This is a genomic window from Burkholderia aenigmatica, from assembly GCF_048627025.1.
GTDB lineage: Bacteria > Pseudomonadota > Gammaproteobacteria > Burkholderiales > Burkholderiaceae > Burkholderia > Burkholderia aenigmatica.
On the sequence record NZ_CP184470.1, the window covers coordinates 44265 to 69786 of the forward strand.

The window sequence follows — 25522 nt, forward strand, 5'->3', positions numbered from 1 at the left end:
GTGGTACTGGCGCGGATGGCGGCGTGCCGCGAACTGGACGCATACTCGATGCGTCTGGCCTGCCAGCCATGCGAGCACGGGCGTCGGTCGGTCATCGATCCGCGGCCGCGGACAACGGAGCGCACCATGAACAATCTGAAGCCGATGACGATTGCGTTGCTTGCCGGATGCGGCATCAGCGCCGGCGCGGCCTACGCCGCCGGCAGCATGGATGCGCTGCCCTGCAGCGCGGCGCATGCGGCGGATCAGGGCGGGATCGCCGCGATGCCGGGCACGTCGGTCCGCAGCTTTTCGACCGCCGGTTGCTCGGGCGCGGTGCTGCAGGGTGAACAGGCCACCGCGACGGTCAACGGCGACCGGGTCGAGCTGCGGGACGGCACCGTCTATGTGAACGGCCGTTCGTACGGCGCGGTTACGCCCGCGCAGACGGTCGAATACGAAGCCGCGCACGACCGGCGCACGTTGAAGGTCGACGGGAAAGTCCGCACGCCGGTGCGCTGAGCCGCGCGTCGCGGCTCAGGCACGCGGCGCCGCGCCTATTCGACCAGCGTCAGCCGGCCGTCGCTGAGCCGCACCTCGCGCCCGATCCACGTCGCATCGACACGCGGTAGCACGGCCGACGGCTTGCGCAGTTCGCGCAGCAGCGTCGCGCCGTGCGACAGCCGGCCGCCCATCCGCGCGATCACGGCGCGCGCGGCCTGGTACTGCGCATGCCGGCCCGGGTCGAGCGTGTCTTCCAGCAGGATGTCGTGGCCGAGCACACCTTGTGTGTGGCCCGGATAGATCATGAAGCCGGCCGCCTCGTCGGTGCCTTCGCTGCCGTCCTGCCAGAAGCTGCCGTTGCGTTCGCGGCGCTCGGGATGCGGCGCGAACCACGCGTCGCGATCGGCGGCCGGCATCGCATGATGCAGGCGGAAGAACACCCGCATCAGGTTGTCGCGATACCACTCGCGCACCTGCAGATACCAGCCGCGCATGCCGGGTGCGCCGAGCGCGTGGAGCACGCGGACCGGCAGCGGCCAGTCGGGAAATGCCTGCAGCGGCAGGCTGACGGGCGCGGGCCGCGTGGTGCCCGGATCGGTTTCCCACGGCAGGCGATGCGGGCTGTCGTCGAGCTGGCCGTATGCGGTTGGCGGACGGCCCCACAGTGCGCCGCCGCTGCTGGCCAGCGATGACGCGATGCACAGGTTGCCCTGCACGACGAACACGTAGAAGCGCGTGAACCAGTCGGCCAGTTGCTGGCCGTCGGCGCGTCGCTCGACGAGCGTCGCGAGTTCCCGGTCGAAGCGCTGCAAGCCGCGCTCGAGCGTCGGCAGATGCCCGCGCGCGACGTGCAGCATGCGCCAGAACACCGGCAGCGAACGCAGCAGCCGCAGCGGTCGCCAGCGCAGCGGCGGCGTCGCGCCGCCGATCTCGCCGCTGTAGTTGCCGGCCGACACGCCCCAGTCGGCGAGGCGGGCGAGGAACAGGTCGTTGTTGATGTACGACGCACCGCCATAGAGCGCGGTAAATGGTTCGTTGTCCTGCAGTACGCGTGCATCCCAGCGCGCCATGATGGCCGGGATGCTGCCGGCCGCGCGCCGTTGCGCATACTCGACCAGCCGGCTCGGCTGCGGCGGCAGGATCTCGGCGATGTTCGCGGCGGTCAGGTGCCGGTGCCAGCCGTAGCTGCTGATCGGGCGGTACTGCAGCAGCCACAGCTGCTTGCCGTCCCACGCCCATTCGACATCGCCCGGCACGTAGTGGAACGCGCGCAGCACGCGCTGCAGGAAGTCCCACAGCTGCGTCGCGCTCAGGCCGTGCGCGGTCGGGAACGTGCCGCGTTGCCAGGGCTCGCCGAGCCGCGACAGGATCGCGCGTTGCGGGCTGGCTTGTCCGTCGGCGAGCGTTTCGAGGTGGCCTTCCACCCATTCGACTTCGACGGCGAGATGACGCACGAACGCGATGCCCGACAGCACGGGCGTGATGAAGCGCTGCACGACCGTTTCCTCGAGGCCGCCGTCGAGCAGCTCGGCCACGCGCGCGGCCGCTTGCGCTGCCGGTACGCGCAGGAACGTGGTGTGCAGGCCGGCGTTGGCCGCATCGGCCTGGTCTTCTCCGTGGCTCGACGAGCGGATCGCCCACTCGGCGTCGGGCTGGCTCGCGAGAAAGCCGGGCAGGCGCGGATCATCGGCACGGGTCAGCGACAACGCGGGCGGCACGGGCAGGCCGGCCATCGTGGCCAGCGCCAGGCGCCCGCCCTTGGTGTGCGCGACGAAGCCGGCGTCGCCCGCTTCGAGCCACTGTGCGAACGCCGCCGGCGTGTCGATCCACGGATAGTGTCCCCAGCCGGCCTGCAGCGTGACGGTGAGGTCGGCGCGCGCGAGGATGGCCGACCACGCGGCGGCCTGGCGCACGCCGAGCACGTTGTCCTGGTCGCCCCACACGAGTTCGATGCGATCGGTGACCCACTCGAGCAGCGGCAGCGCGGTATCGGCGCGCACGAGATCCCAGTGCGGCAGGAACGCGCGGCAACGCGCATAGCCGGCGCCCATGCGGCGGTACTGGGCGCGCGTCCAGGTCAGGTTCGAGAACTTGCGGGCGAACAGCGCCGGGTAGTGCGCGAGCAGCCAGTGGATGGTCTTGCGCAGCGGTTTCGGCGCCATCAGTTTCGGCAGGCGCCGTTCCCACAGGAACGCACCGACGGGCGCGAGCAGCACGCTGCGGCTGAAGTGGCCGGGGCGCCGCTGCAGCGCGTGCAGCACCAGCAGCGCATTCACGCCGACGGCCATGATCGCGTGGCCCGGTTCGGTCGCATCCAGCAGCGCTTGCGCATACGCGGCGAGATCTTCGCAGGGCGGCGCGGGGTGGTCGCCGAAGCCCGGCAGTTCCAGCGGCACGGGCCGGTAATGCCGGAAGTGGGGCAGCGCATCGTCCCACCAGTCGGCCGCGCTGCCGTTGCCGGCGAGGAGGTACAGGATCGGTTTGCTCATGGAGGCTGGATCGGCGGGCGATCGTCGCGATGGCGCGCGCCCGGGCAGGGCGATGCGATCGGCGGATGCCGCGGGTCTTGTTCGTGTCGTTTTGTTCGTGTTGCGCCGGTGCGAGTGGAATGGAAGGGCGGCCCGCTCGGCTTGATGCTTGATTGTTGCGGGCATTCTACGCGAGTCGATTTCATTCGATTCGCGATTCATTCCGCGCGTCGGATTTTTCGATGCGTGACCGATAGACGTGACCGGTTGTCGATTGGAAGAAATGAGTCGAAGCCGGTGAATGATCCGGATCGAATCGCACACTTCGCGTGAACTGAGAAAGTAGAATCAGGCCGCTGGAATTCACCAAGGCGGATTCGAGGAATGAAAATGAAAAGACGCTGGATCGCGGGCGCATGGCTTGCGCTCGTCGCAAGCCATGCGTGGGCCGGGAACTGGACCACGCTTGGCCCGGGTCCGGCTATCGCGCTCTATGTGGATCCCGCTTCCGTCGAGCGTCATCCGCTCAATTCGTGGGTGACGGTCAAGATCGTTTATGCCGAGCCGCGCCGTTACTCGGCGCCGTTTCCGGTGATGTAGGCTCTCAATGAATGTGAGCTTTTCCTCATATATTGATTCATGTGATTAATAGATAAAAACTATCGCCTGGATGGCACAGCGCGCGATCCGGATTCGTCCAGTCTTCGACAATTGAACGGGTCATGGCCGCGGCTGCATTAGCTTCGCGGCCATTTCACAATGCTGTGAGAGTGGTGCAGCGGGGAAGATATTTGATCGAAATCTCCTTGCTCGTGTGCAGAAAGGCTATCTGGCAGTTGGTCACACTGGTGACTCGACATGTGCTGTTACACCGGATCGAGCTAGCTTTCCGGATTGGGGGGGCGACTATGGATGCGACGGAACGAGATCGCCACGACGCAACGACGGCCGCCAATAATGAAGATACGTCGATCTGGCCTTGGTCTTCTGCGCACCTGGATGAGCGCAGAATTCGATGGCGTTTCATGTTTAACAGCCAGGTTGTGAATGTCTGGGTTCTATGCGGCATCCAGGCCCGCCATTGGGGGTGCGGGGTGCTGTATTCTGCGTTATCCAAAGCATTTCCTGCGGACCGCTTCGGCTTTGCGCAGTATCAACAGGACGGCGTGATCCCAGACTTCTCCTACACAGCATTCGTTCCATCCATCAAGAATGAAACGAACGCCGCCACCGCGACCGCGGCTCGCTCCAGTCTGTTCCATATGGAACTAGAGCGGATCAGGCGGCGCATCGAGCCGCTGTCCAACTTTGGCTATTATCTACCGTGGTCTAACTGCGGATTCATCCATGACCACACGATGTCGGTGCTCTACAGTGGCACGAAGATTCGCGGGAATGGTCAAGATATGACCTTGGAGAATTTTGTCAACGATGTAACGTCGTTCGACGATCCCGTCAGAAAGCCGGTCATCAAGGTGTTCGAGAACGACCAGTCCGCCCTCGGTAACTGGGACTTCTTCACGGGCATCGGCGCTTGGATCACGAAGTTGGTTTCCTCCTGATGAATATCGCCAGTACTTGAGACGGTGTTGCCGTACGTTATTGATGGGCTGGGCGCGATAGCCCGGCCTATGACACGTGGTGAGGTCGTGTGCCCGTCCGTCAATCGAACTCTCAAGTCATACGGTCATGGTCTCGCGCTGGTGGATGCAGGGGCGCGTAGATGTTTGGTTAAACTGATTGTTATTCTCGAGATCTTTGAGGGATATCGATGGGACGCGTGCTTACCGTCGTGTCAAATTTCCGCGCTACGGGTTAGCGCCTGCAGAAGATGACGTCGCATAAGTGCAGCGGCCCACTCGAAGTCTTGTTGTTCGAAGGCTTCGATGATCTCCAGATGTTCAAGGCATGAAGGCACGTGCCATGGCCCGGAAAAATGAGACAGGTGCTCGTTGAGCTGGCGTAATTGGTTTTGTTGTTGAATCGTCTGAAAAATGAAGCGATTGTTTGAAAATCTGGCAATCGTTTCATGAAAATCGGCCCCAAGTGCAAATAATTCTGCAGCGTTTGGGGCATGCGCAGTTTGGGCGAGCAGCTTGGTGTGAGCGTCACGAAGGCGCTTCAATTCATTGAGATCAACTCTGAAGGACTGGTCGCGAATTGCTCCGCACTCGAGAATAATCCGGAATCGATAACTCTCTTCAATCGAACCGGGTTCGCCAACCGGTTGCAGGAAGCGCCATCCGTGCCCCTTGCGCTTTTCAACAAGTCCATCCGAGGCGAGATTGACTAATGCCTTATGTAGAACGCTGCGTGGCGCGTCGTACCGCTCGAGTACCTCTGTTACGGTCCACGAGCTCGGTAGTCTTCCTTGCGCGTAGTCGTCCAGTATTCGATGCGAGAGTTCATCGGCCGTAATTGTGCTTCCCATGCTTGGCACGACTTGGGGTGGCGTATCGGTAACAAACGCCCCTTCCTGCGATCGGGACTCCACGAAGCCGTGTTCGACAAGCAACTGCAGCGCCCTGCGCACGGGAGTCCGCGACACCTCAAATTCAGCTGCCAGCCAGTTTTCGGACAGATGGTGCCCGGCTTGCAGCTCGCCATTGACGATCTGTTGCGCGAGTCGTCGTGCAAGATCGATCTGAAGCTGGCTGAAACGTTCCGTATGAAGAGGCGCTATCACTCGATCCATGGTCGAATACTAGACAAAGATGAATTCATCCAGACATTTTACTGGGTAGCGTCGCGAACCGCATCAAGTTCCCAGTTGACGAAGAGCGGTGTGGTTGAGTGCCTCTTCGCTAGCCTTGGTCCGTTGCTGCATGCCGGACGCTAGTATGGTAGCGGCTGCGAAACTACTCGCATGTTGACCCCATCTGTCGGGTTCGGCGCGTAGGCCATGCTGATGGATTTGGTGATCAGATACGGCTCGAGGCCCTCGTTACCTCCCTCTCTTCCGTACCCGCTGTCGGCAACACCACCGAACGGAAGTTCCGGCAGCGACACCCGGCAGGTATTGATTCCGACCATGCCTGCCTTAAGTGCGTTGGCTGCCCGGTGGGCGAGCTCCAGCGATCGCGTGAAAGCGTAGGCCGATAGCCCGAATGCAACGCCGTTTGCGATCGATACCGCAGTTTCAAAGTCGCTAAAGCGAACGCACGGTGCGAGCGGGCCAAACGGCTCTTCGCGGAGGATGCGGGCCTCGGGTGATAGGTCGTGTAACACTGTCGCTGGCCAAAAGTATCCGCTGCTCACTCGGGGCAATTTGCCGGTGCTGACGCGGGCGCCGCTGGCGCGTGCATCTTCGACAAGGTCGGCCATCTGCTGGACGCGTCTCATGTTTGCAAGGGGGCCGAGTTGTACGGCAGGGTCGGCCCCGTTGCCGACGTGCAAGGAGCTTGCATACGCGACGAGGCGTTCTACGAACAGTTCGTACACGTCATCGTGGACAATGAAGCGGGTCGGTGCGACACATATTTGTCCGGCATTCTTGAATTTCCCGCTCCCGGCTTGTCTGATTGCCAGATCGAGATCCGCATCGGGGAAGATCACTACGGGCGCGTGCCCGCCGAGTTCCAGCGTCAACGGCTTCACGTGGGCACCTGCAAGCGCGGCCAGTTTTCGACCGATAGCTGTAGATCCGGTGAACGAAACCTTTTGAATGACGGGGCTTTCTATCAGCTGTGTCGCGATCGCTGGAGCATCGCCGTAGACGATGTTCAACACACCAGGCGGCAATCCTGCACTGATCAACGCTCGTCCAATTTCCAGCGTACAGAGCGGCGTTTCCTCGGCGGGCTTGATCACGCAACTACAACCGGCGGCCAGAGCGGCTGCGATCTTTCGTATCGGCGTCAGCGCTGGAAAATTCCACGGTGCGAATGCAGCGACTGGCCCGACAGGCTCACGGCTTACGGCCTGCTGCACGCCTTGCTGACGCGCAGGTACGAGTCGCCCATAAGTGCGCAAGCCTTCATTCGCATACCAGACTAGCGTCTCGATGCTTGCCTTCCATTCCGCGGTTGCTTCTGCGATCGGCTTGCCTTGCTCTAGCGTTAACGTGGCTGCGAGACGCGAGATCTGGCCTCTTAGTATTTCAGCGGCATCAAGTAGGATTTTCGTACGGGTGATCGGCGGCAGTATCGACCATGAGACAAATCCCCACTTCGCACCTTCAAGGGCGGCTGCCACCTGCTTCGGTGAAGCGCCACGGTAAGTGGCAAACACCTTGGCGGTACTGGGATCGTGTAATTCGCGCTCGGCGCCATCGCCGAAAGCCCAAGTGCCGTCGATGAGCATGGCCGGCGTACCGCCAGGCGCGTTCACAGTGACCTCCCGGTCACATTTTGAGAATCAATCGCATCGGCTAACGTGCTAAAGAGCGTCGCAATCTGGTCTGGTGTAATGGTGAGCGGGGGGGAGAGGAGCATCGTGTCTCCGGATGACCGAATCAATACCCCCTTTTCAAGGCATCGTTTGTGCACGTCGTAACCGCGTTTGCCGGGAGCGTCAGGCCACGGATCAAGGTCGATGGCTGCAAGCAATCCGAAATTGCGAATATCTGCGATCCCCGAAACGCCGCGCAGCGAGTGTGCGGTATTTTCCCAAGCAGAGTTCAATGAAATCGCGCGATCGAACAACTGCTCTCGCTGATAGATGTCGAGGGCGGCGAGGCCCGCGGCGCATGCGAGCGGATGCCCCGAATACGTATAACCATGGGCGAACTCGATGCTGTCTATCGGGCCTTGCATGAATGCGTCATAGATATGCTGCCGCACAAACGTTGCCCCCATGGGAACTGCACCGTTGGTCAGTCCCTTTGCGCTAGTAATCAGGTCGGGCGTTACGTTCAGGCGCGTCGCTGCGAACGAGTTTCCGACTCGGCCGAAGCCACTGATGACCTCGTCGAAAATCAACAGGATTCCGTGAGCGTCGCATATTTGTCTCAGGCGCTCGAGGTATCCGACAGGGGGAACAAGTACGCCCGTCGATCCGGAAATCGGCTCAACAATGACAGCCGCAATGGTCGAGGCGTCGTGAAGTGCGATACGGCGAAGCAAATCGTCGGCGAGGTGTGTTCCCCATGCGGGCTGCCCGCGAGAGAACGCCATTTGTTCTCGATCATACGTGCTTGGCAGATGGTCGACGAACGGCAGCAAGTTGCCGAACGCTTTTCGTTGGCCGCCAATGCCTGCGACGGACAGTCCACCGAACCCGACGCCGTGATAGCTACGCTCGCGACCGATCAGGCGCACACGTTGGCCTTCTCCTCGAGCACGATGATAGGCCAATGCGATCTTTAGCGCGGTATCGACTGCTTCCGACCCCGAGTTAGAAAAAAACACCTGGCCGAAGCCGGGCGGAGCGATCTCAAGCAACGCTTCAGCGTATTCGAAAGCGAGCGGATGTCCCATCTGAAATGAGGGGGCATAGTCGAGTTGCCAAGTCGTCCGACTAATGGCATCGACGATTTCAGCGCGCCTATGCCCGGCATTGACGCACCAAAGGCCGGCGATTCCGTCGAGGACAAGTTTCCCGTCCTGGCGTCGGTAGTACATCCCGTCAGCCTCGACGAACAAGGAGGGGCGAGTCTGCTTGAAGCGCCGATTCGCGCTGAAGGGCATCCAGTAGGCGTCGTTTGATGTCATGTAAGAAGGGGCCGATGGGCTCCGTGATATGTGCATTTTGGGTGGTGTGTGAGCTGAGTATGTATCATGCAATCAAAAAAAACAATGCAGGTGGGAGCTGAGAGCCTCGCGAGAACATCTGTTGAGGTCCGCGATGAAGTCGTTTTAGCGTTATATGTGATCATGATTCGTATAAAAAATCATTGATTATGTGCACTTTGTTGATTGTGAGTCATGTTTGGAGGTAGGGGAAATACTTACAAGGCTAGCTGTTGGTTGTATTTTTTATTTTTTAAGTACAAACTCGCCCCGTCTAAGAGCAAGCCATGTCGCATCGTCGCCGAACTGTTGGTGCGAGGCGTGAGCGTGTAACGAACCATCGACGGATACGACGCCGTCAGCTTTTTCTGGAGCAGAGAATGACGCAGCCCAATGTGAGCGGACCGCTTCCGCGCAAGAGCCCGTTCGAGGTGGGAGTGAGCTCGGAGTCGATCAGGCGGTTTCTTGATGCAATTCGGGCGAACGGCGTGGAGTTGCACAACTTCATGATGTTGCGACATGGAGCGGTGGTTGCGGAGGGGGCGTGGCATCCATACAAACTGAGCAACCGGCACATGCAGCATTCGGCAACGAAGAGCTGGACTGGTGCTGCGGTCGGCCTTCTGGTGGATGACGGTGCGGTGCGTCTTGATGACCCGGTAATAGATTATTTCCCTGAGCATCTCCCTGAGCACGTTAGCGAGAATCTTGCAGCAATGACTGTGCGAGATTTATTGACGATGCGCACGGGTCATCGCGTCGGAATTTCTGGGGGCGAATGGCGCGGAAGAAGCGAGAGCTGGGTGCGACTCTTTCTCGATGTACCGGTGGAGGACAAGCCGGGCCAGAACTTCATGTATGGAAGTGGCCCCAGCTACATGCTCTCGGCGATTGTCAGCAAAGCGACTGGGAAGACTGCACATGAGCTGCTTGATGAGCGCATGTTTGAACCGCTGGGCATTAATACCGTCTCCTGGGACCTGTCCCCCGAGGGCTATAACACTGGTGGCAACGGTATTTCGTGTTCTCCCGAAGACATGGCGAAGTTTGGGCTCCTCCATTTGCAAGGCGGCGCATGGCACGGTCGACGCATTCTCTCGGAAGAATGGGTTCGGGACGCGACGCACAATCAGGTAGATCAGGCGTGGCTTGGGACGCTGACCGGCATGCGCTTTAGTCGTGGCAAGGATTTTCAGCCGAGCGAGAGCGAGAAGCGCGATGGTTACGGCTATCAGTGGTGGATGACGAAGGAGGGTTGTGTCGCATCGGGCTTTTTCGGGCAACGCTGCTACATTTTTCCCGAGCTTGATGTTGTGCTGGTATTCAATTCGGCCTTACCTATCGACGACAAGCATCTCAAGAACCTTATCTGGATGCATTTGTTGCCCGCCGTTGACGGCTCAAGTTCGAGCCTGTCCGTGACCACGGACAACATACTGGCCGCCGAGCTTGGGGCACTGGCGTTGCCGGGTCTGCCATCCGGCGAACCTGCGGTTGATCGTGTATCGGCTATTAGCGGACGTCGCTGGCTTGCTACGCCGAATGACGACCACATCGAGTGGATCTCGCTTGAGTTCGAGCGGAATCGATGTCTGTTTTCGCTGAAGGATCACCGCGGGGAACACGTGATCGAGGTGGGCTTAGGCAAAGAGATTGAAAGTGTGACGACGATGACGGGCAACAAATTGCATCATGAGTATCAGCCCGCTCTTCTGCGAGTCGTAGCCGAAGGCGTCTGGACTTCCCCGGAACGCTTTCTGATGAACTGGCGCTTCATCGAGACAACATTCTGCGATACGGTCGTTTGCACGTTCGACGAGACTTCGGCTCATTTTGAGCGAAGCGTCAACACGAACAGCGCTGCGCGAGTGCGACCGGTCGTGATCGCAAGCATCGCGAATTAAGCATGGGGACGGCGTCGCTCGTGCCTTGTGATGTGCGATAGCCATGTGCGAACGCCTCGTCGTCAAGAAAATTAGAGAAGTGATAAAGAGTGTCTCGTAGGGGTAAATAGCGTAATGGCTGCGTTTATGGTTTCCGGGCAGGCTCGCGAGAATATCGGGCATCGATCAAAACTGCGGAAATGGCTGACCGTGTCCGCTGTGGCTATGTCGCTGATTGCTACGGGAGGGCATGCCGCCTCGACGACCGCGATCGGTGCGCAGCCTGAGATTCGCTATGCCGAAGCAGTGGATACACCTACTTCGATGCCGGGGAACGTATCGCGCAATACGACCACCGACGACATTTTTGTGCATGTGGTCGAGTCGCTCGTGGCGTTGCGTAGCGACATGTCGGTGGCACCCATGCTGGCCGACAGTTGGTCGGTGTCGCCGGACGGCAAGGTCTATGCGTTTCGCTTGCGCCACGGGGTGCTGTTCCATGATGGCGTACGCATGAGTTCGGAAAGCGTCAAGTGGAGCTTCGAATATTTGATGAACCCGCGTTCCGGATTCGTCTGTCGCGGCATTTACACGGGAAGCCAGGGCGTCAAAGTACTGAGCGTTAGCGCGCCGGATCCGGAGACGGTTGTATTCGTACTCGATCATCCGTATTCGCTATTCCTTAAGCAACTAGCCAACCCCCGATGCCCACTTGCGATATTGAGCCCCAATAGTGTCGACGCGCAGGGTCGGTGGTCCCGTCCGATTGGTACCGGGCCGTATATGTTTGGCGAGTGGCGAAAAGGACAGTACGTCAGGCTGGAACCATTTGGCGCATATAAGCCGAGACCAGAGCCTCCAGATGGGCTTGCGGGCAGAAAGGTTGCCTATGCGCCGGTTCGTTTCGTGGTGATCCCTGACAAGGCTGCGCAGAAATCAGCGCTTCAGTCCGGGCAGGTTGATGCCATTTCGATCGATGACGGCAACCTGCCGCCTCCTGACCCGAAGTGGAATCTGGTTACGGGGCCTGGCATGGAAATCACGGGGCTTCTGATGCAAACGAGGGACCCTTTACTTCGTAGTGTGGCCATGCGCCGAGCCATCGCTTCCGCGATGGATCTTCGCGGGATAGTCGCTGCGACAAGCAATGGCCGGGCTCACTATAACGCTTCACTGGTACCCGACACGGATCTGGCATATGACCCTGAGGAAGCGAGAGGGTACATCTACGATTCGAACAGAACAAAGCGCCTTCTTGCCGAGGCAGGCTATCGCGGTGAAACACTGACGATCGAAGTGAGTGCGCAGTTTCCATCGATGTTTCGGCTGGCAATCTACATGCAGTCTCTCCTGGCCAAATCAGGGATTCGTACAGAACTCAATGTCGTCGAATGGGCGAAGCAGTTAAGCGATTTCAGGTCCGGAAAATTTCAAATGATGACGATCATTTATTCTGCTCGACTGGATCCGGAGCAAGCCTATGGTGATGTATTGGGAAATAAAGAGAAGCGCCCGATGGTGCAATGGGAAAATCAGGCGGCAAGTAGTCTGCTAAAGGAGCTCCGTGGCATCACTGATCTCAATGGGCGTCAAAAAGTATTTGGTCAGCTTCACGAAATGATGCTCGATGATGCTCCTATGATCGCCATGTTTGAGTTGCCAGACATGCATCTCGTGAGCACGCGCCTACAGGGATTCCAGTCCTGGCCGCTTGGGCGAGTTCGTCTTTTCAATGTACGAAAGAACCTGGATGGAGTGGCACGATGATTTCGTATATTTTGAAGCGATGTTTGTGGGCCGTGCCGACAGTAATTATTGTCGCATTGCTGACATTTGGGATGATTCACGCGATTCCTGGAGACCCAGCCGTGCTGATGTTGGGCGATGTTGATGACCCAGTGTTGCTCGCACAAATGCGGCATTCGCTCGGGCTGGATCATTCATTGCCGCAACAATTTGTCATCTGGATTTCCCATGCGCTGCATGGCGATCTTGGCGTATCGATTGTTCGGCACCAGCCAGTGCTGGAATTGATCGGCAAGACCTTTCCGGTGACGGCTCAGATCGTTCTTGCTGCTACGGTACTCGCATGTCTGGTGGCGATACCGGCAGGATTGATTGCGGCGTGGTCTCAGAACAAAAAAAGCGACTTTGTGATTGTGCTGACGATGATCCTGTTTGTTTCACTGCCCAGCTTTTGGGTCGGGATCATTCTGATATGGATATTCGGCGTGAAACTACATTGGTTACCAACGTTCGGGTATGAGGGTTTTGGTCAGGCCGGCTGGGGGGCAGTTTATTATCTGATATTGCCTGTGGTCGCTATTGTGCTAACTGAGATTGCGGCGGTCACGCGAATGATGCGTGCAAGCAGTATTGAGATATTGAGAATGGAGTACGTCGCGCATGCCAGAGCCAAGGGGCTTTCGGAGCGACGTGTACTAATGCGCCATGTTTTCCCGAATGCTGTCGGACCGGCATTGACTGTTATTGGTTTGATTCTCGGGCACTTGTTGTCAGGTGCTGCGGTGATCGAGACGGTATTTACATTGCCGGGAATGGGGAGGCTTCTGGTTGAAAGCATTTATTCAAGAGATTATCCCGTCATTCAAGGATGTTTGCTTGTGACTGCGCTGGTTTACGTATTCGTCAATCTGCTCGTAGATCTCTTGCAGCCGATCTTCGATCCGAGAATCAAGTATTGAGTATATTTATTTTTCATTCATGAATGCATTCAAACGCACAAACCTGATACTTGGCGCGAGTCTGATCGTTCCGCTTGCCGTTGTCGCAGTTATAGGTTCCGTTTATACCCCTTATGGGCCAACAGAGGTTGATCTGGTGTCGCGCTACGGTGCGCCCAGCCTGACGCACTGGCTCGGGACCGACGAATTCGGGCGGGACGTACTGTCTCGTATTATGGCCGGAGCAACGATCACGCTGAGCGTCAGTGCCTTGTCTGTTCTGCTGGCTCTTCTTTGCGGCACCACGATCGGCGTGATTTCGGGATATGCCGGGCGCTGGGTTGACCGCGTACTGATGATGATTGTCGAAGCCCTGATGGCCTTTCCGGGCTTGCTTCTCGCGCTTGGATTGATGACGATTCTTGGAACGTCCACATGGAGCGTGGTGCTGGCGCTCGGGCTGGCCTATACACCTTCCGTTATGCGCATTGCTCGAAGCAGCACGCTTGCGTTGCGACAGCGTGAGTACGTCGTGGCCTCACGAGCAATGGGCAATAGCGGTGCGTGGACAGTGCTCCGTCACGTGTTGCCTAACTGCTTGCCGCCTTTGCTGGTGTTCTCTACCACGCTTTTTGGATCGGCGATTCTTGCCCAGAGCGCACTTAGTTTTCTTGGTCTTGGTGTCCAGCCCCCGGCACCGACGTGGGGCGGGATGCTCGCCGATAGTCGAAGCGCAATGGATCACGCTATCTGGCTTGCGCTTTTCCCCGGCCTCGCCATTTCGTTGACATTGCTCGGCGTCAATTTGTTTGGCGATGGGCTGCGGGATGTTCTTGATCCGCGCATGAAAGGAGTAAAGGCATGACGACACGGTTCGAAGATAACGTGAAGACTTCGTCTGTACCGATGCCAGACGAACCATTGTTATCGATACGCGATTTGTCGATCAGTTTTCCGTCAGCCCACGGAGAAGACAAGCGTGTCGTTCGGGACATCAGTCTGGACCTGAGGGCTGGTGAATCGTTGGCTGTGGTCGGAGAGTCGGGCAGCGGTAAGACCATGATCGGCAAGGCACTGATCGGGCTGCTACCCGATGCCGCACGAATCACATCCGGTCGAGTTACGTTTGCGGGGCGTGAATTGCTCGAGCAGACGCCAGCGCAGTGGCGCGAAATTCGAGGGGCAGATATCGGGATGGTATTTCAGGAGCCGATGGTTTCATTGAATCCGGCTTTTCGCGTCGGCGAACAGTTGACCGAAGCGTTGATCCGACGTCGCGGTGTTGCGCCGGCGAAGGCGTGGGCCCTGGCCGTGCTGATGCTCGAGCGCGTCCGTGTTAGGGATCCGGAAGGTTGCATGCGGAGATATCCCCATGAGTTCTCGGGGGGGATGCGTCAGAGACTGATTATTGCCGCAGTCATGCTTCAGCGCCCAAAGCTGCTTATTGCGGACGAACCGACAACCGCACTGGATTGCGTAGTGCAAAAAGAAGTGCTCGATTTGTTGGTTGAACTGACAAAAGAAGAGGGGGCATCACTCATATTCATTAGTCACAATCTCGCGCTCGTCGCCGCTTACACGCAGAAGGTGCTCGTTATGCGGCGCGGAGATGCAGTCGAAATGGGACCGGTTGCCAACGTCCTGTCCCGCCCGGAGCAAGCCTATACGTTGAATTTGCTCGACGCACTGCCGAGGCGGCTTCCTGACCATGGCCCGAAGCCCGACTCTTCGGATTCAACTCCGGTCCTGGACGTGCGGAAGGTGGCAGTCGACTACAACAATCGCAAGCGGAGCTGGTCTGGCCAAAGGACAGTGCGTGTCGTCCACCCGATGTCGTTTTCCCTGCGCCAAGGGGAAACGCTCGCAATTGTTGGCGAATCGGGGAGTGGAAAAACAAGCCTGACGAATGCAATTATCGGGCTTGTCGGTGTGGCAGAAGGCAGCGTAACGCTAAACGGGACGAATTTTCTCGATGCTGGAAGCAAGAAGCTTCGCGAGGCGCGGCGAGCGATCGGAGTCATCTTCCAGGATCCATATTCGTCGCTTGATCCACGTATGAAGGTTGCGTCGATCGTTCGGGAAAGCCTGCAACAGGTGCCAGGACTTAGCGAAGCAGACAAGCTGGAACGGGTCAGGGAAGCGCTTGACGATGTTGGTCTGGCGGAATTCGCAAACCGATTCATCAACGAGCTCTCAGGTGGTCAGCGTCAGCGGGTGGCGATCGCGCGTGCCATCGTCGGGCGGCCCGCGGTAGTCATTGCAGACGAACCAGTTTCTGCACTCGATGTCACAGTCCAGAAGCAGGTTCTCGACATGCTTCGGTCATTGCAAATTAGCTACGGCTTTGCCTGCTTGATTATTTCTCATGATCTTGGCGTGGTTGAGCAGTTAGCCGATCGTGTGATCGTGATGTACAGGGGACACGTTGTTGAAGAGGGAACTCGGGACGAAGTCTTTGATTCGCCTGCACATCCCTACACGCGGCGCCTGTTGCAGGCAGTGCCTGATCTAAAGGGGGATCGGGAGCATGGGTTCTCCGTAAGAGCGCGAGAGATCCCGCCGCTGATAGGGCTAATCGGTGACTATTTTGACCCGGATACCGACAGGGCGAACCAGGAATTCGCAATGCGCGAAATGCCGCAGAGTGGCATGTCACATCGAGTCGCAGTTTGGAGGTAAAAGCGTGTATCGGTGATTTTCCGGGCTGATGTGTTGAATGTTGATTGAATTAGATTGGTATATTCGTCCTGTAAATTTGATAATTTGTAGTGCGAATCATTAATAAAATATCAAAATCAATTGGTGGAGATCTACCGTGAATAAAAAAGTGTGTTGCCTCGTTGCGGCATTCGCTGTTCCTGTTGTTGCACAAGCTCAATCTAGCGTGACCCTATATGGGATCCTTGATAGTGGGTTGGAATTCCTGACGAATTCTAATAAGACATCGTCCTCGCAAATAAGTTTGCAGGCGGGTAACTATTATGGCAATCGCTGGGGTATTCTGGGGAGGGAAGATCTTGGGGGCGGGCTTGTTGCATTTTTTAACCTTGAAAGTGGATTCTCGATCAATGACGGTACTGCGAGTCAATCTGGTCGATTGTTTGGACGGCGTGCGTATATAGGTTTGAAGAAGGATGGCGCGGAAATTAGACTGGGTCGCTTGCGGAGCCTTCTTTACGAGGATGGAGTTCATTTTGATCCAAATGCCTTGTCAACTTACGCTGCAGACAGCCATGATCTTGGTTTTGTTACGCGCCCTGATAATGCCGTCATGTTGAGAAAGAAGGTAGGAAATTTCACGGCAGATTTTTTGTATAGCTTTGGCTATGACAGTGTTGCGGTGCCATATGGGGCGACATCTGCTACTGCGAGTCAGGGGAAGTTGATTTCGGGTGCATTGACTTATTCAACGGCGCCGTTCGCTATTACCGCAATCTACGAAAAAATTCACGGGCCATTGACGAGTGGCGCGTTCGGTGTTGGTATATTGAGCCCCGTTTTGACGCCGAAACAATCGTCGAGCGCTGATCGCGTTGAGCGTTATATGGTGGCCACGCGCTGGACCTTAGGTAACAACTCGGCATATATTGGGTATCGCTTCTTAAAGGCGACGATCGGGGGAGTGGGTCGAGATGTAAATATGGTGTACTTAGGGGATCGGTATAATTTCTCTCCGTCATGGTCAACTTCGGCAACGGTATATCACAGTCGAGTGTCCGGGATGGATGTTAGGCCAACAACTGCTGTTGTTGATGTTGAGCATTTCTTGTCGAAGAGGACAAGTATTTATCTTAATACAAGCTATGTATTTAATACAAAGTTGAGCACGCTTGGGGTGCATGCGGGAGGGCAAACCTTACCCGGTAAAAATCAATTCGGAACGCAGCTTGGTATTGTCCATAGGTTTTGATGTGATTAATTGGTGTAAGTTAATTTTAAATTTACAATAATTTATTGTTTGGTTGAATTGAAATGATGTGCTCGGTTCATGCGAATTCGAGGTGGGCACGGAGGGGCTATTGAGTGACAAGTTGCCCAGTCATTTTGTGCAAGCGCAGCGGCGTCATGGCCGCGGCGCGAGCGATGCATGTGCTTAGCAATGGCCCGCAAGGTTCGAGTTCAAAGATAGCAGGGACGCGACCCTTCTGGTCCGACGGATTCGCATTCCACGAGTGAGATATTGGTAAAAATACTTCGTGCAGCATCATTCGTGCTATCGCGTGTGCGGATCGCGGATCGGACAATTTCGCCAACTATCCTAGGAATCGGTGGCTGGATAGTTGTATGCGGTGGATTCGAGATTGTGACCCAAAACGAGCCCTCCGTTCCCACGGCCGACATGTCTTCGGGAACGCGCCTTCCGATTTTGCGCCGCCCGGCCATCAATCCCGGTGCCAGAAGATCGTTGATGGTCACCACCCCGGCGGTCGTAGTGACGGCCCGCCTGCTCGATCGTGTCGGCCAAGGCATTCGCGGCGCGCCTCGGGATGCGCTTGTGGCAGACGTAGCACCGCCCGAAATTCGAGGTGCCTGTTTCGGGTTGCGTACGATCGGGGCGTTTCTCGGGCCCCTACTAGCGATCGCATTGATGCTCTGGTTCGCCGACCATATTCGCATCGTTTTGTGGTTCGCGGTGGTACCTGCGTTCATTGCGATCAGCTTGATCGTCGTGGGGTATCCAAGAACCCGAGCGTACAACACCAGCGCGACATTTCCTGAGCCCGCTGCACTGGCGCTCCTTGCGGGAATTTCCGGCGCGTTACTGGTTTGTCGTCGCAATCGGTGCGACGTTTAGCTCACCCGGTTCAGCGAGGCGTTCCTGGTGCTGCGCGCACAGCAGACCGGGCTGGACGTTGCGTGGATTCCCGGCGTGATGGTGGTAATGGCATTGACCTACTCGCTGTCTGCTTGGTCCGTCGGTGTGCTTTCCGACCGGCTCGACCGTCGGATTCTGCTTGTCATCGGCATGGCACTGCTAATGGCTGCCGATCTGATACTGGGCGTCGGGTGGTCTGTGCAAGCGGTTTTCGCCGGTGTGGCCGTCTGGGGGCTGCACGTGGGATTCACGCAAGGAACACTCGCCGCGATGGTCTCCGAAATATTACCTGCAACGTTACGTGGCATCGCGCTCGGTGTATTCAACCTGATAGGCGGGATTCGCATGTTTGACGCATTGTTGAGAAACCGCTGCGTGCAGGCGTCGACCGTGACCAAGTCGCAACCGAACTTGACTTCAGAGATGTGGGATTTGCAGTAGACGCGGCGTCGAGTGACCGGCCCCGGCCAACGGACGCATAGCTTGTACGAGGGAGGCCGGGCGGATCGCGAGGCTTCCTGAATTCCGCTTGAGGCAATGTGGCCCTATTGGTGGTGGGAAGGCGATTGTGTCGACTCCAAGATCTCTCCCGGCCCGAGTACGGTCACATTCATGCGAAATTTGTAGGTTGCGATACCGAATCATGAGAACTTCCGACAGAGAAAATTCTCATGAACGTGCCTAACTTGTTGATTTGTATAAGGGCAAAAAGACGGATTCGCTGAGACCCTACAGGTGAAGCGCCTCGTTTCCGATTGGTCGTTCGACTGCGAGAACAAGACCTGGGCGATGGGCAAGACCAGCATGGTCGGAGCGCAGCCGGGCGAGGTCTACGTATCTCGCGAAGAGTCGGATGATTACCGGTATGTCGAGCGCGACTCCATTCAGACGCTGGTCATGGATTACGTCTGCGGGAAACACGGATGATGGAAATGGCGTCCGCTCGCCGGTTCCGGTTTGACGGTTTCCAGTTGAAGGCGGGTCAAGCGGCGTGTAATCGCCGGGCCTGGCCGCATTTTTTTCATCGCGCACGGCACCGATGCGCTTCCCGGCGCCGGTGCGATCGCGCACCGGCCCGGAGACGAATCAATGCGTGGCGCTTGCAGCGACCGCGTCGGCAGGACTGCCGGGCGGCTGGCCCGTCTGCCGGCGCGAGCGGCCCGAGCTGAGGTAAGCGGCGATCGAGTCCTGCGTGATCTCGCCGAGCCAGGCACCGTCGGGGTCGAGCACCGGCATCCACGACGCGCTGTACTGGTACATCTTCGACAGCACGATGCGCAGGTTGTCGTCCGCCGCGACGCCGGCCGGGAAGGGCGTCACGCGCTCGCCGCACACGCCGCCGCCGGTGCGGGCCGCGCGGCGCGTCACGTAGCCGAGCGCGCGGCCCGCATCGTCGAGCACGGTCAGGTAGCGGCAATCGGTTTCGTCCATCACGGCGAGCGCATGCGCGAGCGGCGTGTCGACCCGTGCCGTTTCGGGTTGCGTGGCGGCGTCGCCGGCCTTCACGAGCAGCAGACGCTTGAGCGTGCTGTCCTGGCCCACGAACTGCGCGACGAATTCGTCGCGCGGGCGGGCGAGCAGCGTGTCGGGGTGATCGTATTGCACGAGCTGGCCGCGCCGGAATACGGCGATGCGATCGCCCAGCTTGATCGCTTCGTCGATATCGTGGCTGACCATGATCACGGTCTTGTTCAGTTGCCGCTGCATCTGGAAAAACTCGTTCTGGATCGATTCGCGATTGATCGGATCGACCGCGCCGAACGGCTCGTCCATCAGCAGCACCGGCGGATCGGCGGCCAGCGCGCGGATCACGCCGATACGCTGCTGCTGCCCGCCCGAGAGCTCGCGCGGATAGCGTTTCAGGTACAGCTTCGGATCGAGCGCGACCATCGCCATCAGGTCGCGCGCGCGTTCGGCGCAGCGCTTCTTGTCCCAGCCCAGCAGGCGCGGCACGACGGTGATGTTTTCCTCGATCGTCATGTTCGGGAACAACCCGATCTGCTGGATCACGTAGCCGATGTGGCGCCGCAGGTCGACCTCATTCAGCTGCGCCGTATCCTCGCCGTTGATCAGCACGCGGCCGGACGTGGGGGCGATCAGCCGGTTGATCATCTTGAGCGTGGTGGTCTTGCCGCAGCCTGACGGGCCGAGGAACACGCAGATTTCCCCCTCGGCCACCGACAGGCTCACGGCGTCGACGGCGCGCACGGCCTGGCCGTCCTTGCGGGTGAAGGTCTTGGTCAGTTGGTCGAGTTCGATCATCAGAATTTGCTCCGAGAAACCCCGCCATTGACGGTGGGAAGGAAAGGATTGCTGTTGACAGGCAGCTTCTTCCACGGGTTAGGATCACCTGCATGATTCTTGTCTACCGCTACCGCGTGAAGTCGCTCAACGGACTGCTTAACAAACAGAGCCGTGCGGTGAACTACGTCTGGAACTTCTGCAATGACACGCAGAAGCACGCGCTCAAGTGGAGCAAGAAGTGGCCGACGGGATTCGATCTGAACGTGCTGACGATGGGGAGCAGCAAGGCGCTCGGCATCCACTCCGGCACGATCAACGCGACGTGCGAGCAATATGCGAAGTCGCGCAGTCAGCACCGTCGGCCCTACCTGCGCTATCGCGGCAGGAAATCGCTGGGCTGGGTGCCGCTGAAGGGCCGTGACCTGAAGCGCGAGGGTGACGCATTCCGTTTCGCCGGCAACACGTTTCGCGTGTTCAACAGCCGGGCGCTTCCGGAAGGCAAGATCAAGGACGGGACCAACTTTGCGCAGGATGCGCGTGGCAACTGGTTTCTGAACATAGCGATTGAGATGCCCGATGTTCAGGCCCGCCCAATCCGTTCCGGCGTCGGCATCGATCTCGGCCTGAAAGACTTCGCCACACTTTCGACCGGCGAGAAGCTGCCCAATGATCAGTTCGGTCGACGGGCGGCGGAAAAGCTGGCGAAAGCGCAACGGGCGCGAAAGCACAGGCGGCATATCGCGAAGCTGCACGCCAAGGTGGCGAATGCCCGCGCCGACTTCCAGCACAAACTCGCGCTCGATCTGGTGCGGCGCTTCGATTACATCGCAGTCGGCAATGTGTCGGCTGCCAAACTCGCCAGGACCAGGATGGCAAAGAGCGTCTACGACGCATCCTGGTCTTCCTTCCGAAACAAACTCCGCTACAAGGCGATCGCGCACGGAGCCACGTTCGAGGAAGTCGACGAAAGCGGTTCGACCCAGTCCTGTTCGGCGTGCGGGTCGAAAGACAGCACGACGCGGCCGAAAGGTATCGCGGGACTGCGAATAAGAGAGTGGGCCTGCAGTGGCTGTGGTGTCGAGCATGATCGTGATATCAATGCTGCGCTGAACATTCTCCGATGCGGACGTGCATCGCCAGGTGTGGGAATCCTCCGCCTTTAGGCGGAGGAGGACGTCAAGTCTTCTGCACTCCCTTCGGTGTCAATGCACGCTGCAACATCTGCAGGAGCCGGTCGGCGACGATCGCGAGCAGGCTCACGAGGACTGCGCCCACCAGCAGTTTCATCATGCTGCTCTGGCCGATGGCGCGCAGGATCAGCGTGCCGAGCCCGCCCGCGCCGACCACGGCGGCGATCGTCATCACGCCGATGTTCATCACGACCGCGGTGCGCACGCCCGCGAGAATCACCGGCACCGCCAGCGGCAGGTCGACGAGCCGCAGGCGCTGCCACGCGGTCATGCCGATGCCGGTGCCGGCTTCCTTGATGCCCGCATCCACGTTGTGCAGCGCCAGGTAGGTGTTGCGCATGATCGGCAGCAGCGAATACAGGAACACGGCCGTGATCGCGGGGGCGGCGCCGATCCCCTGGCCGAAGCGCGAGAAGAACGGGATCATCAGGCCGAACAGCGCGATGGACGGCAGCGTGAGCACGATGGTCGCGACGCCGAGCAGCGGCCCGGCGAGCCAGTCGTGTCGGTTGATCAGGATGCCGAGCGGCACGCCGGCCACGATCGCGCAGCCTACGGCGATGCCGACCAGCCAGATGTGCTGCAGCGTGAGCTGCAGCAGTTCGGGCCAGCTCGACGCGAGATAGTCGAATACGCTCATCGGTTATCCTTCAAGGCAGCTTGTGCGTGCGCAGGAACGCGTCGGCGACGTCGCGCGGCGACTTGCCGTCGAGGTCGACCTCCTTGGCCATCGCCTGCATCACGTCGTTGTCGAGCGCGGCCGACAGCGCGTTGAGCTGCGTCGCGAGCTTAGGATTGCGATCGAGCGTGTCCTTGCGCACCACGGGCGTCGCGTTGTACGGCGGGAAAAAGTGTTTGTCGTCCTCGAGCGGCACGATGCCGAAACCCTTCACGCGTCCGTCGGTCGTGTAGACGAGGCCGATCTTCAACTGGTTGTTGTGCAGCGCCGTGTAGACCAGCCCCGGGTCCATCTGCTTCAACTGCGCGCGGCTGAACTGCATGCCGTAAGCGGCGAGCAGCGGCTTCAGCCCGTCGGGGCGATTCGCGAATTCCGCATCCATCCCGAACACGTAGTGCTTCGCGGCCGGATCGGTCTTCAGGTGCTCGGCGAGCTGCGACACCGTGCGGATGCCGGTGGCCTCCACGAGCTGGCTCGGCAGGCCGATCGCGTAGGTGTCGTTGAGCGGCGACGCGTCGAGCCAGACGAGCCCGCGCGGCACGTCGAGCGCCTTCACGCGCCGGTACATTTCTTCGGGCGACAGCTTGTCGTTGATCTTGTTGTAGACGAGCGCGGCGGTGCCCGTGTAGTCCCACATGAGATCGAACTGGCCGTTCTCCAGCGCGCTGCGCGCGAGCGTGCTGCCGAGACCCGAACGGACTTCCACGTCGTAGCCGCGCGAGCGCAGGTACTGCGCGGTGACTTCCGCCAGCACGTATTGCTCGGTGAAGTTCTTCGCGCCCAGCACGAGCTTCGTCGCGCATGCCGGTGCGCTCGCGGCCATGCACAACGCGGCCACGGCGCACAGGCGCGCGAGCGATCGAATGGTGCGGTGGAGCGTCATGCCGCACCTCCGTGGCGTGCGAGCCAATGTCGGCTGCCGGCCGCGACGAGGCCGTCCAGCGCGAGCGCGAGGATCGCGGTGAGCGACGCGCCGAGCAGCAGCAGCGGCTGGTTGTCGAGATAGATGCCGGGAAAAATCAGCGAGCCGAGGCTGTCCGCGCCGATCAGGTATGCGAGCGGGGCCGTTCCGACGTTGATCGCGAGCGCGGTGCGCACGCCGCCGACGATGATCGGCAGCGCATCGGGCAACTCCACGCGCACGAGCGATTGCCAGCCCGTCATGCCGATGCCCTTGGCGGCTTCGCGCAGCGCGGCCGGCACGTTCTTCATGCCTTCGTAGGTGTTGCGCGTGATGGGCAGCAGCGACGCGAGGAACAGCGCGACGATCGCGGGCACGTTGCCGATGCCGAAGATGCCGAGCGCGATGGCGAGCACGGCGAGCGACGGGATCGTGTTGCCGATGTTGAAGACCTGCATGAAGCGCTCGGCCTGATGCTGGAATCGCGGCCGGCTCAGCAGCACGCCGGCCGGCACGCCGACGGCGATCGCGAGCGTCATCGAATAGACGACCAGCAGCATGTGCTGGCCCGCGTAGTACGCGAGATCGTCCGCGCGTTGGCTGAACGTGTCGGCGCCGATGCCGCGCGCGAGCGCCCAGGCGATGGCGACGATGGCTATCAGGCTGCCCACCAACTGGACAGTGCGTCGAGTCATGAAGATACACCCCCTCAATCTCGGTGCGGCACACGCGCAGGCGCGCGCCGCGTAGACGCCGGATGGCGCCGCGATGGAAGTTCGTGATCCCGGCATGGCCGCGATTTGAACTGACGGAAACAGTCCTGCCGGCCGCAACGATGTGCGACTGGCGGTCGAGTGAACGCAACGCTGCGTTCGTCTGATTGTCATGTTCAGCCCGGCGGCGCCGTAACGGCGAGGCGCGTTCGAGCAGGGCACCGTCGTGTGAAGACGGCATGGATGCGGCGGGCGTGAAGCCTGCCGCTGGAGCCGGAGGCCCCCTTGATGTGGCGAAACGGATGCATGCGCAACGAATTGCGAAATGACATCACGTTGCACACGAGATCATGCATTTTGTGATGAAGTTGGGCCGAGTATAGAGTAATCAAATGATCGCGTCTACCTTGGGGACGAACGCGATTGCGCGCCGCCGATCGTGCGGATGCGATGAAGCAGGGGAGGATCGGGCGCACATAAAATGATTCGAATTCCGAATCGATAGGCGGGGCCGTAGTCTCGAAGTGGATTTCGCGAGCGGCCTCGCGTCATGCTCGACCGTCACGCGCCAGCGTGTATCCGCGCGAAAGTTATGGCGCGTCCGGTCTATTCGCTGACGTCCGGATCGGCACGCGGCGTCCTGCCGGTCCAGCGTCGATACGCATGACGGAAGCTGCGCGGCTCGCTGTAGCCGAGACGTTCCGCAATCGCCGCGACCGTCAGCTCAGGGTCGTCGAGCATCCGCTGCGCCTCGTCGCGGCGCACGTCGTCGAGCAGCGTCTGAAACGTGAGGCCGTCCTTGTCGAGCCGCCTGCGCAGCGTGCGCTCCGTCAGGTGCAGCGCGCTCGCGAGCGACGTCATCGACTTGAAACGCGTGAGGTCGCGCGCCATCAGCTCCTTTGCGCGATCGGCGAAACGCGTGCCGACCGACGCGGCCCACTGCCGTTCGAGCGCCTCGCACTGGCCGTGCAGCGCGTTGAAGCTGACTTCGTTCGCGAGCAGCGGCATCTCCGTGCCGTTCACCGACGTGAACACGAGACGGTTGTCGCTCGCATTGAAGGCGACCTTGCAGCCGAAGTGGCGCGCGTAGTCGGCCGCATTGCGCGGCGTGCGGCGAGCGAGCTGCACTTGTGCGGGCCAGACCGGCTTGCCGACGAGATCGGACACGATCAGGCGCAGGCTCGACAGGCACATGTCGACCTGGAACACCTCGAGATCGGGCTCGCCGTTGTAGCGGCTGATCGTCACGCTCATGCCGTCCGCGTGCGCATCGATACGCACATCGAAATACAGCCCCATGAACAGCGGAAACTGGCCCATGCACCGGAATGCCTGCATCACCGAACCGCTGATCAGCATCGCGTAGCCGGCGAGGCCGAGCGTCGACACGTGCAGCCGCGCGCCGATCGACAGCCCGATCGACGGCACGCCGCTGCGCTGCAGCAGGTTGTGGAAGCAGCGCTGCTCCTGGCCGCGATTCACGTGCAGGTTCGGCGATGCGACTTCGTCCGCGCCGAGCCCCGTGCCTTCGAGCAGCGCGGCGCCGTCGATATGCCGCACGCGGCACTCGTCCAGCGCGACCGCGATCGCGTGGACGGTGGCGGGAATGTCCTCCTGGCGGCCGGCCGGGCGCGCGAGGCCGAGCGACGAACGCAGGCTGCGCTCGGCCCGGCTCTGGTTTCGATGGGAACGGCTGTCCATGGTGCTGACGGGGCGACTGGGTCGCGTAGAACATAGCCGGAATGTCCGCAAAACGCCAGTGCGGCGCCGCACCATGCAAGCCGCGCCGGCG

21 protein-coding genes and 1 pseudogene are annotated in these 25522 nt (G+C 59.7%); 12 read left to right on the forward strand and 10 right to left on the reverse strand.

Annotation, left to right across the window (positions count from 1 at the left end; translation table 11 throughout):
- The first annotated feature begins 126 nt into the window (after positions 1–126).
- Entirely contained in the window at positions 127–501 is a 375-nt protein-coding gene (locus ACN8ZM_RS32585; protein ID WP_043184055.1) for a hypothetical protein, read from the forward strand.
- Positions 502–536: 35 nt separating this feature from the next.
- Here ACN8ZM_RS32585 and ACN8ZM_RS32590 read toward each other — a convergent pair whose 3' ends face one another.
- Complete coding sequence (locus ACN8ZM_RS32590) at positions 537–2972, reverse strand: PEP-utilizing enzyme (RefSeq protein ID WP_420213035.1); 2436 nt, start codon at positions 2970–2972, stop codon at positions 537–539.
- 363 nt (positions 2973–3335) lie between these two features.
- On the opposite strand from ACN8ZM_RS32590, the gene ACN8ZM_RS32595 reads away from it, so the two are divergent.
- Complete coding sequence (locus ACN8ZM_RS32595; RefSeq protein WP_420213036.1) at positions 3336–3551, forward strand: hypothetical protein; 216 nt, start codon at positions 3336–3338, stop codon at positions 3549–3551.
- 191 nt (positions 3552–3742) lie between these two features.
- Entirely contained in the window at positions 3743–4513 is a 771-nt protein-coding gene (locus ACN8ZM_RS32600) for a hypothetical protein (protein ID WP_420213037.1), read from the forward strand.
- Between the two features lie 233 nt (positions 4514–4746).
- Here the strand turns inward: ACN8ZM_RS32600 and ACN8ZM_RS32605 are convergent, their stop codons facing one another.
- The 3 genes from ACN8ZM_RS32605 to ACN8ZM_RS32615 all read right to left on the reverse strand — a co-directional run bounded on the left by ACN8ZM_RS32605 (position 4747) and on the right by ACN8ZM_RS32615 (position 8602).
- Positions 4747–5646 (reverse strand): GntR family transcriptional regulator, encoded by a 900-nt coding sequence (locus tag ACN8ZM_RS32605; RefSeq protein WP_420213038.1) that lies wholly within the window; start codon positions 5644–5646, stop codon positions 4747–4749.
- Positions 5647–5786: 140 nt separating this feature from the next.
- The gene (locus tag ACN8ZM_RS32610; protein ID WP_420213039.1) at positions 5787–7253 is read right to left on the reverse strand and encodes an NAD-dependent succinate-semialdehyde dehydrogenase; all 1467 of its coding nucleotides are present in this window, start codon (positions 7251–7253) and stop codon (positions 5787–5789) included.
- Between the two features lie 23 nt (positions 7254–7276).
- Complete coding sequence (locus tag ACN8ZM_RS32615; RefSeq protein WP_420213040.1) at positions 7277–8602, reverse strand: aspartate aminotransferase family protein; 1326 nt, start codon at positions 8600–8602, stop codon at positions 7277–7279.
- A gap of 398 nt (positions 8603–9000) precedes the next feature.
- Between ACN8ZM_RS32615 and ACN8ZM_RS32620 the strand changes: the two genes are divergently transcribed.
- The 6 genes from ACN8ZM_RS32620 to ACN8ZM_RS32645 all read left to right on the forward strand — a co-directional run bounded on the left by ACN8ZM_RS32620 (position 9001) and on the right by ACN8ZM_RS32645 (position 17097).
- Entirely contained in the window at positions 9001–10524 is a 1524-nt protein-coding gene (locus ACN8ZM_RS32620) for a serine hydrolase domain-containing protein (protein WP_420213041.1), read from the forward strand.
- Between the two features lie 114 nt (positions 10525–10638).
- Positions 10639–12270 carry an ABC transporter substrate-binding protein gene (locus ACN8ZM_RS32625; RefSeq protein ID WP_420213042.1) on the forward strand — a complete coding sequence of 544 codons (1632 nt, stop codon included), beginning with the start codon at positions 10639–10641 and terminating at the stop codon, positions 12268–12270.
- Positions 12267–13208 carry an ABC transporter permease gene (locus ACN8ZM_RS32630; protein ID WP_420213043.1) on the forward strand — a complete coding sequence of 314 codons (942 nt, stop codon included), beginning with the start codon at positions 12267–12269 and terminating at the stop codon, positions 13206–13208. Before ACN8ZM_RS32625 ends, ACN8ZM_RS32630 begins: the two co-directional genes overlap by 4 nt.
- A gap of 19 nt (positions 13209–13227) precedes the next feature.
- Positions 13228–14052, forward strand: coding sequence for an ABC transporter permease (locus ACN8ZM_RS32635; protein WP_420213044.1), 825 nt, complete (start codon positions 13228–13230; stop codon positions 14050–14052).
- Positions 14049–15866, forward strand: a complete 1818-nt coding sequence (locus ACN8ZM_RS32640) for a dipeptide ABC transporter ATP-binding protein (protein ID WP_420213045.1) — start codon at positions 14049–14051, stop codon at positions 15864–15866. The genes ACN8ZM_RS32635 and ACN8ZM_RS32640 overlap by 4 nt, the downstream gene beginning before the upstream one ends.
- A 136-nt stretch (positions 15867–16002) precedes the next feature.
- A complete protein-coding gene (locus tag ACN8ZM_RS32645; RefSeq protein ID WP_420213046.1) occupies positions 16003–17097 on the forward strand; it encodes a porin in 1095 nt (364 codons plus the stop codon).
- Between the two features lie 209 nt (positions 17098–17306).
- On the opposite strand, the gene ACN8ZM_RS32650 is transcribed toward ACN8ZM_RS32645, so the two are convergent.
- On the reverse strand, positions 17307–17657 hold the full coding sequence (locus ACN8ZM_RS32650; protein WP_420213047.1) for a substrate-binding domain-containing protein: 351 nt from the start codon (positions 17655–17657) through the stop codon (positions 17307–17309).
- Between ACN8ZM_RS32650 and ACN8ZM_RS32655 the strand changes: the two are divergent.
- Positions 17608–18360, forward strand: a pseudogene (locus ACN8ZM_RS32655) (MFS transporter); the annotation flags it as partial. The gene ACN8ZM_RS32650 and the pseudogene ACN8ZM_RS32655 overlap by 50 nt on opposite strands.
- A gap of 378 nt (positions 18361–18738) precedes the next feature.
- Positions 18739–18930: a hypothetical protein gene (locus ACN8ZM_RS32660; protein WP_420213048.1), complete on the forward strand. Its 192-nt coding sequence runs from the start codon at positions 18739–18741 to the stop codon at positions 18928–18930.
- Positions 18931–19089: 159 nt separating this feature from the next.
- On the opposite strand, the gene ACN8ZM_RS32665 is transcribed toward ACN8ZM_RS32660, so the two are convergent.
- On the reverse strand, positions 19090–20265 hold the full coding sequence (locus ACN8ZM_RS32665; RefSeq protein ID WP_420213049.1) for an ABC transporter ATP-binding protein: 1176 nt from the start codon (positions 20263–20265) through the stop codon (positions 19090–19092).
- Between the two features lie 92 nt (positions 20266–20357).
- Between ACN8ZM_RS32665 and ACN8ZM_RS32670 the strand changes: the two genes are divergently transcribed.
- Positions 20358–21410 (forward strand): RNA-guided endonuclease InsQ/TnpB family protein, encoded by a 1053-nt coding sequence (locus tag ACN8ZM_RS32670; RefSeq protein WP_420213050.1) that lies wholly within the window; start codon positions 20358–20360, stop codon positions 21408–21410.
- A 13-nt stretch (positions 21411–21423) separates the two neighbouring features.
- On the opposite strand, the gene ACN8ZM_RS32675 is transcribed toward ACN8ZM_RS32670, so the two are convergent.
- The 4 genes from ACN8ZM_RS32675 to ACN8ZM_RS32690 all read right to left on the reverse strand — a co-directional run bounded on the left by ACN8ZM_RS32675 (position 21424) and on the right by ACN8ZM_RS32690 (position 25431).
- On the reverse strand, positions 21424–22077 hold the full coding sequence (locus tag ACN8ZM_RS32675; RefSeq protein WP_043184058.1) for an ABC transporter permease: 654 nt from the start codon (positions 22075–22077) through the stop codon (positions 21424–21426).
- Positions 22078–22087: 10 nt separating this feature from the next.
- The gene (locus ACN8ZM_RS32680; protein WP_043184059.1) at positions 22088–22999 is read right to left on the reverse strand and encodes a glycine betaine ABC transporter substrate-binding protein; all 912 of its coding nucleotides are present in this window, start codon (positions 22997–22999) and stop codon (positions 22088–22090) included.
- Positions 22996–23712: an ABC transporter permease gene (locus tag ACN8ZM_RS32685; RefSeq protein ID WP_043184060.1), complete on the reverse strand. Its 717-nt coding sequence runs from the start codon at positions 23710–23712 to the stop codon at positions 22996–22998. Before ACN8ZM_RS32685 ends, ACN8ZM_RS32680 begins: the two co-directional genes overlap by 4 nt.
- 624 nt (positions 23713–24336) lie before the next feature.
- Positions 24337–25431 carry an AraC family transcriptional regulator gene (locus ACN8ZM_RS32690; RefSeq protein ID WP_420213051.1) on the reverse strand — a complete coding sequence of 365 codons (1095 nt, stop codon included), beginning with the start codon at positions 25429–25431 and terminating at the stop codon, positions 24337–24339.
- Positions 25432–25522 lie beyond the last annotated feature (91 nt).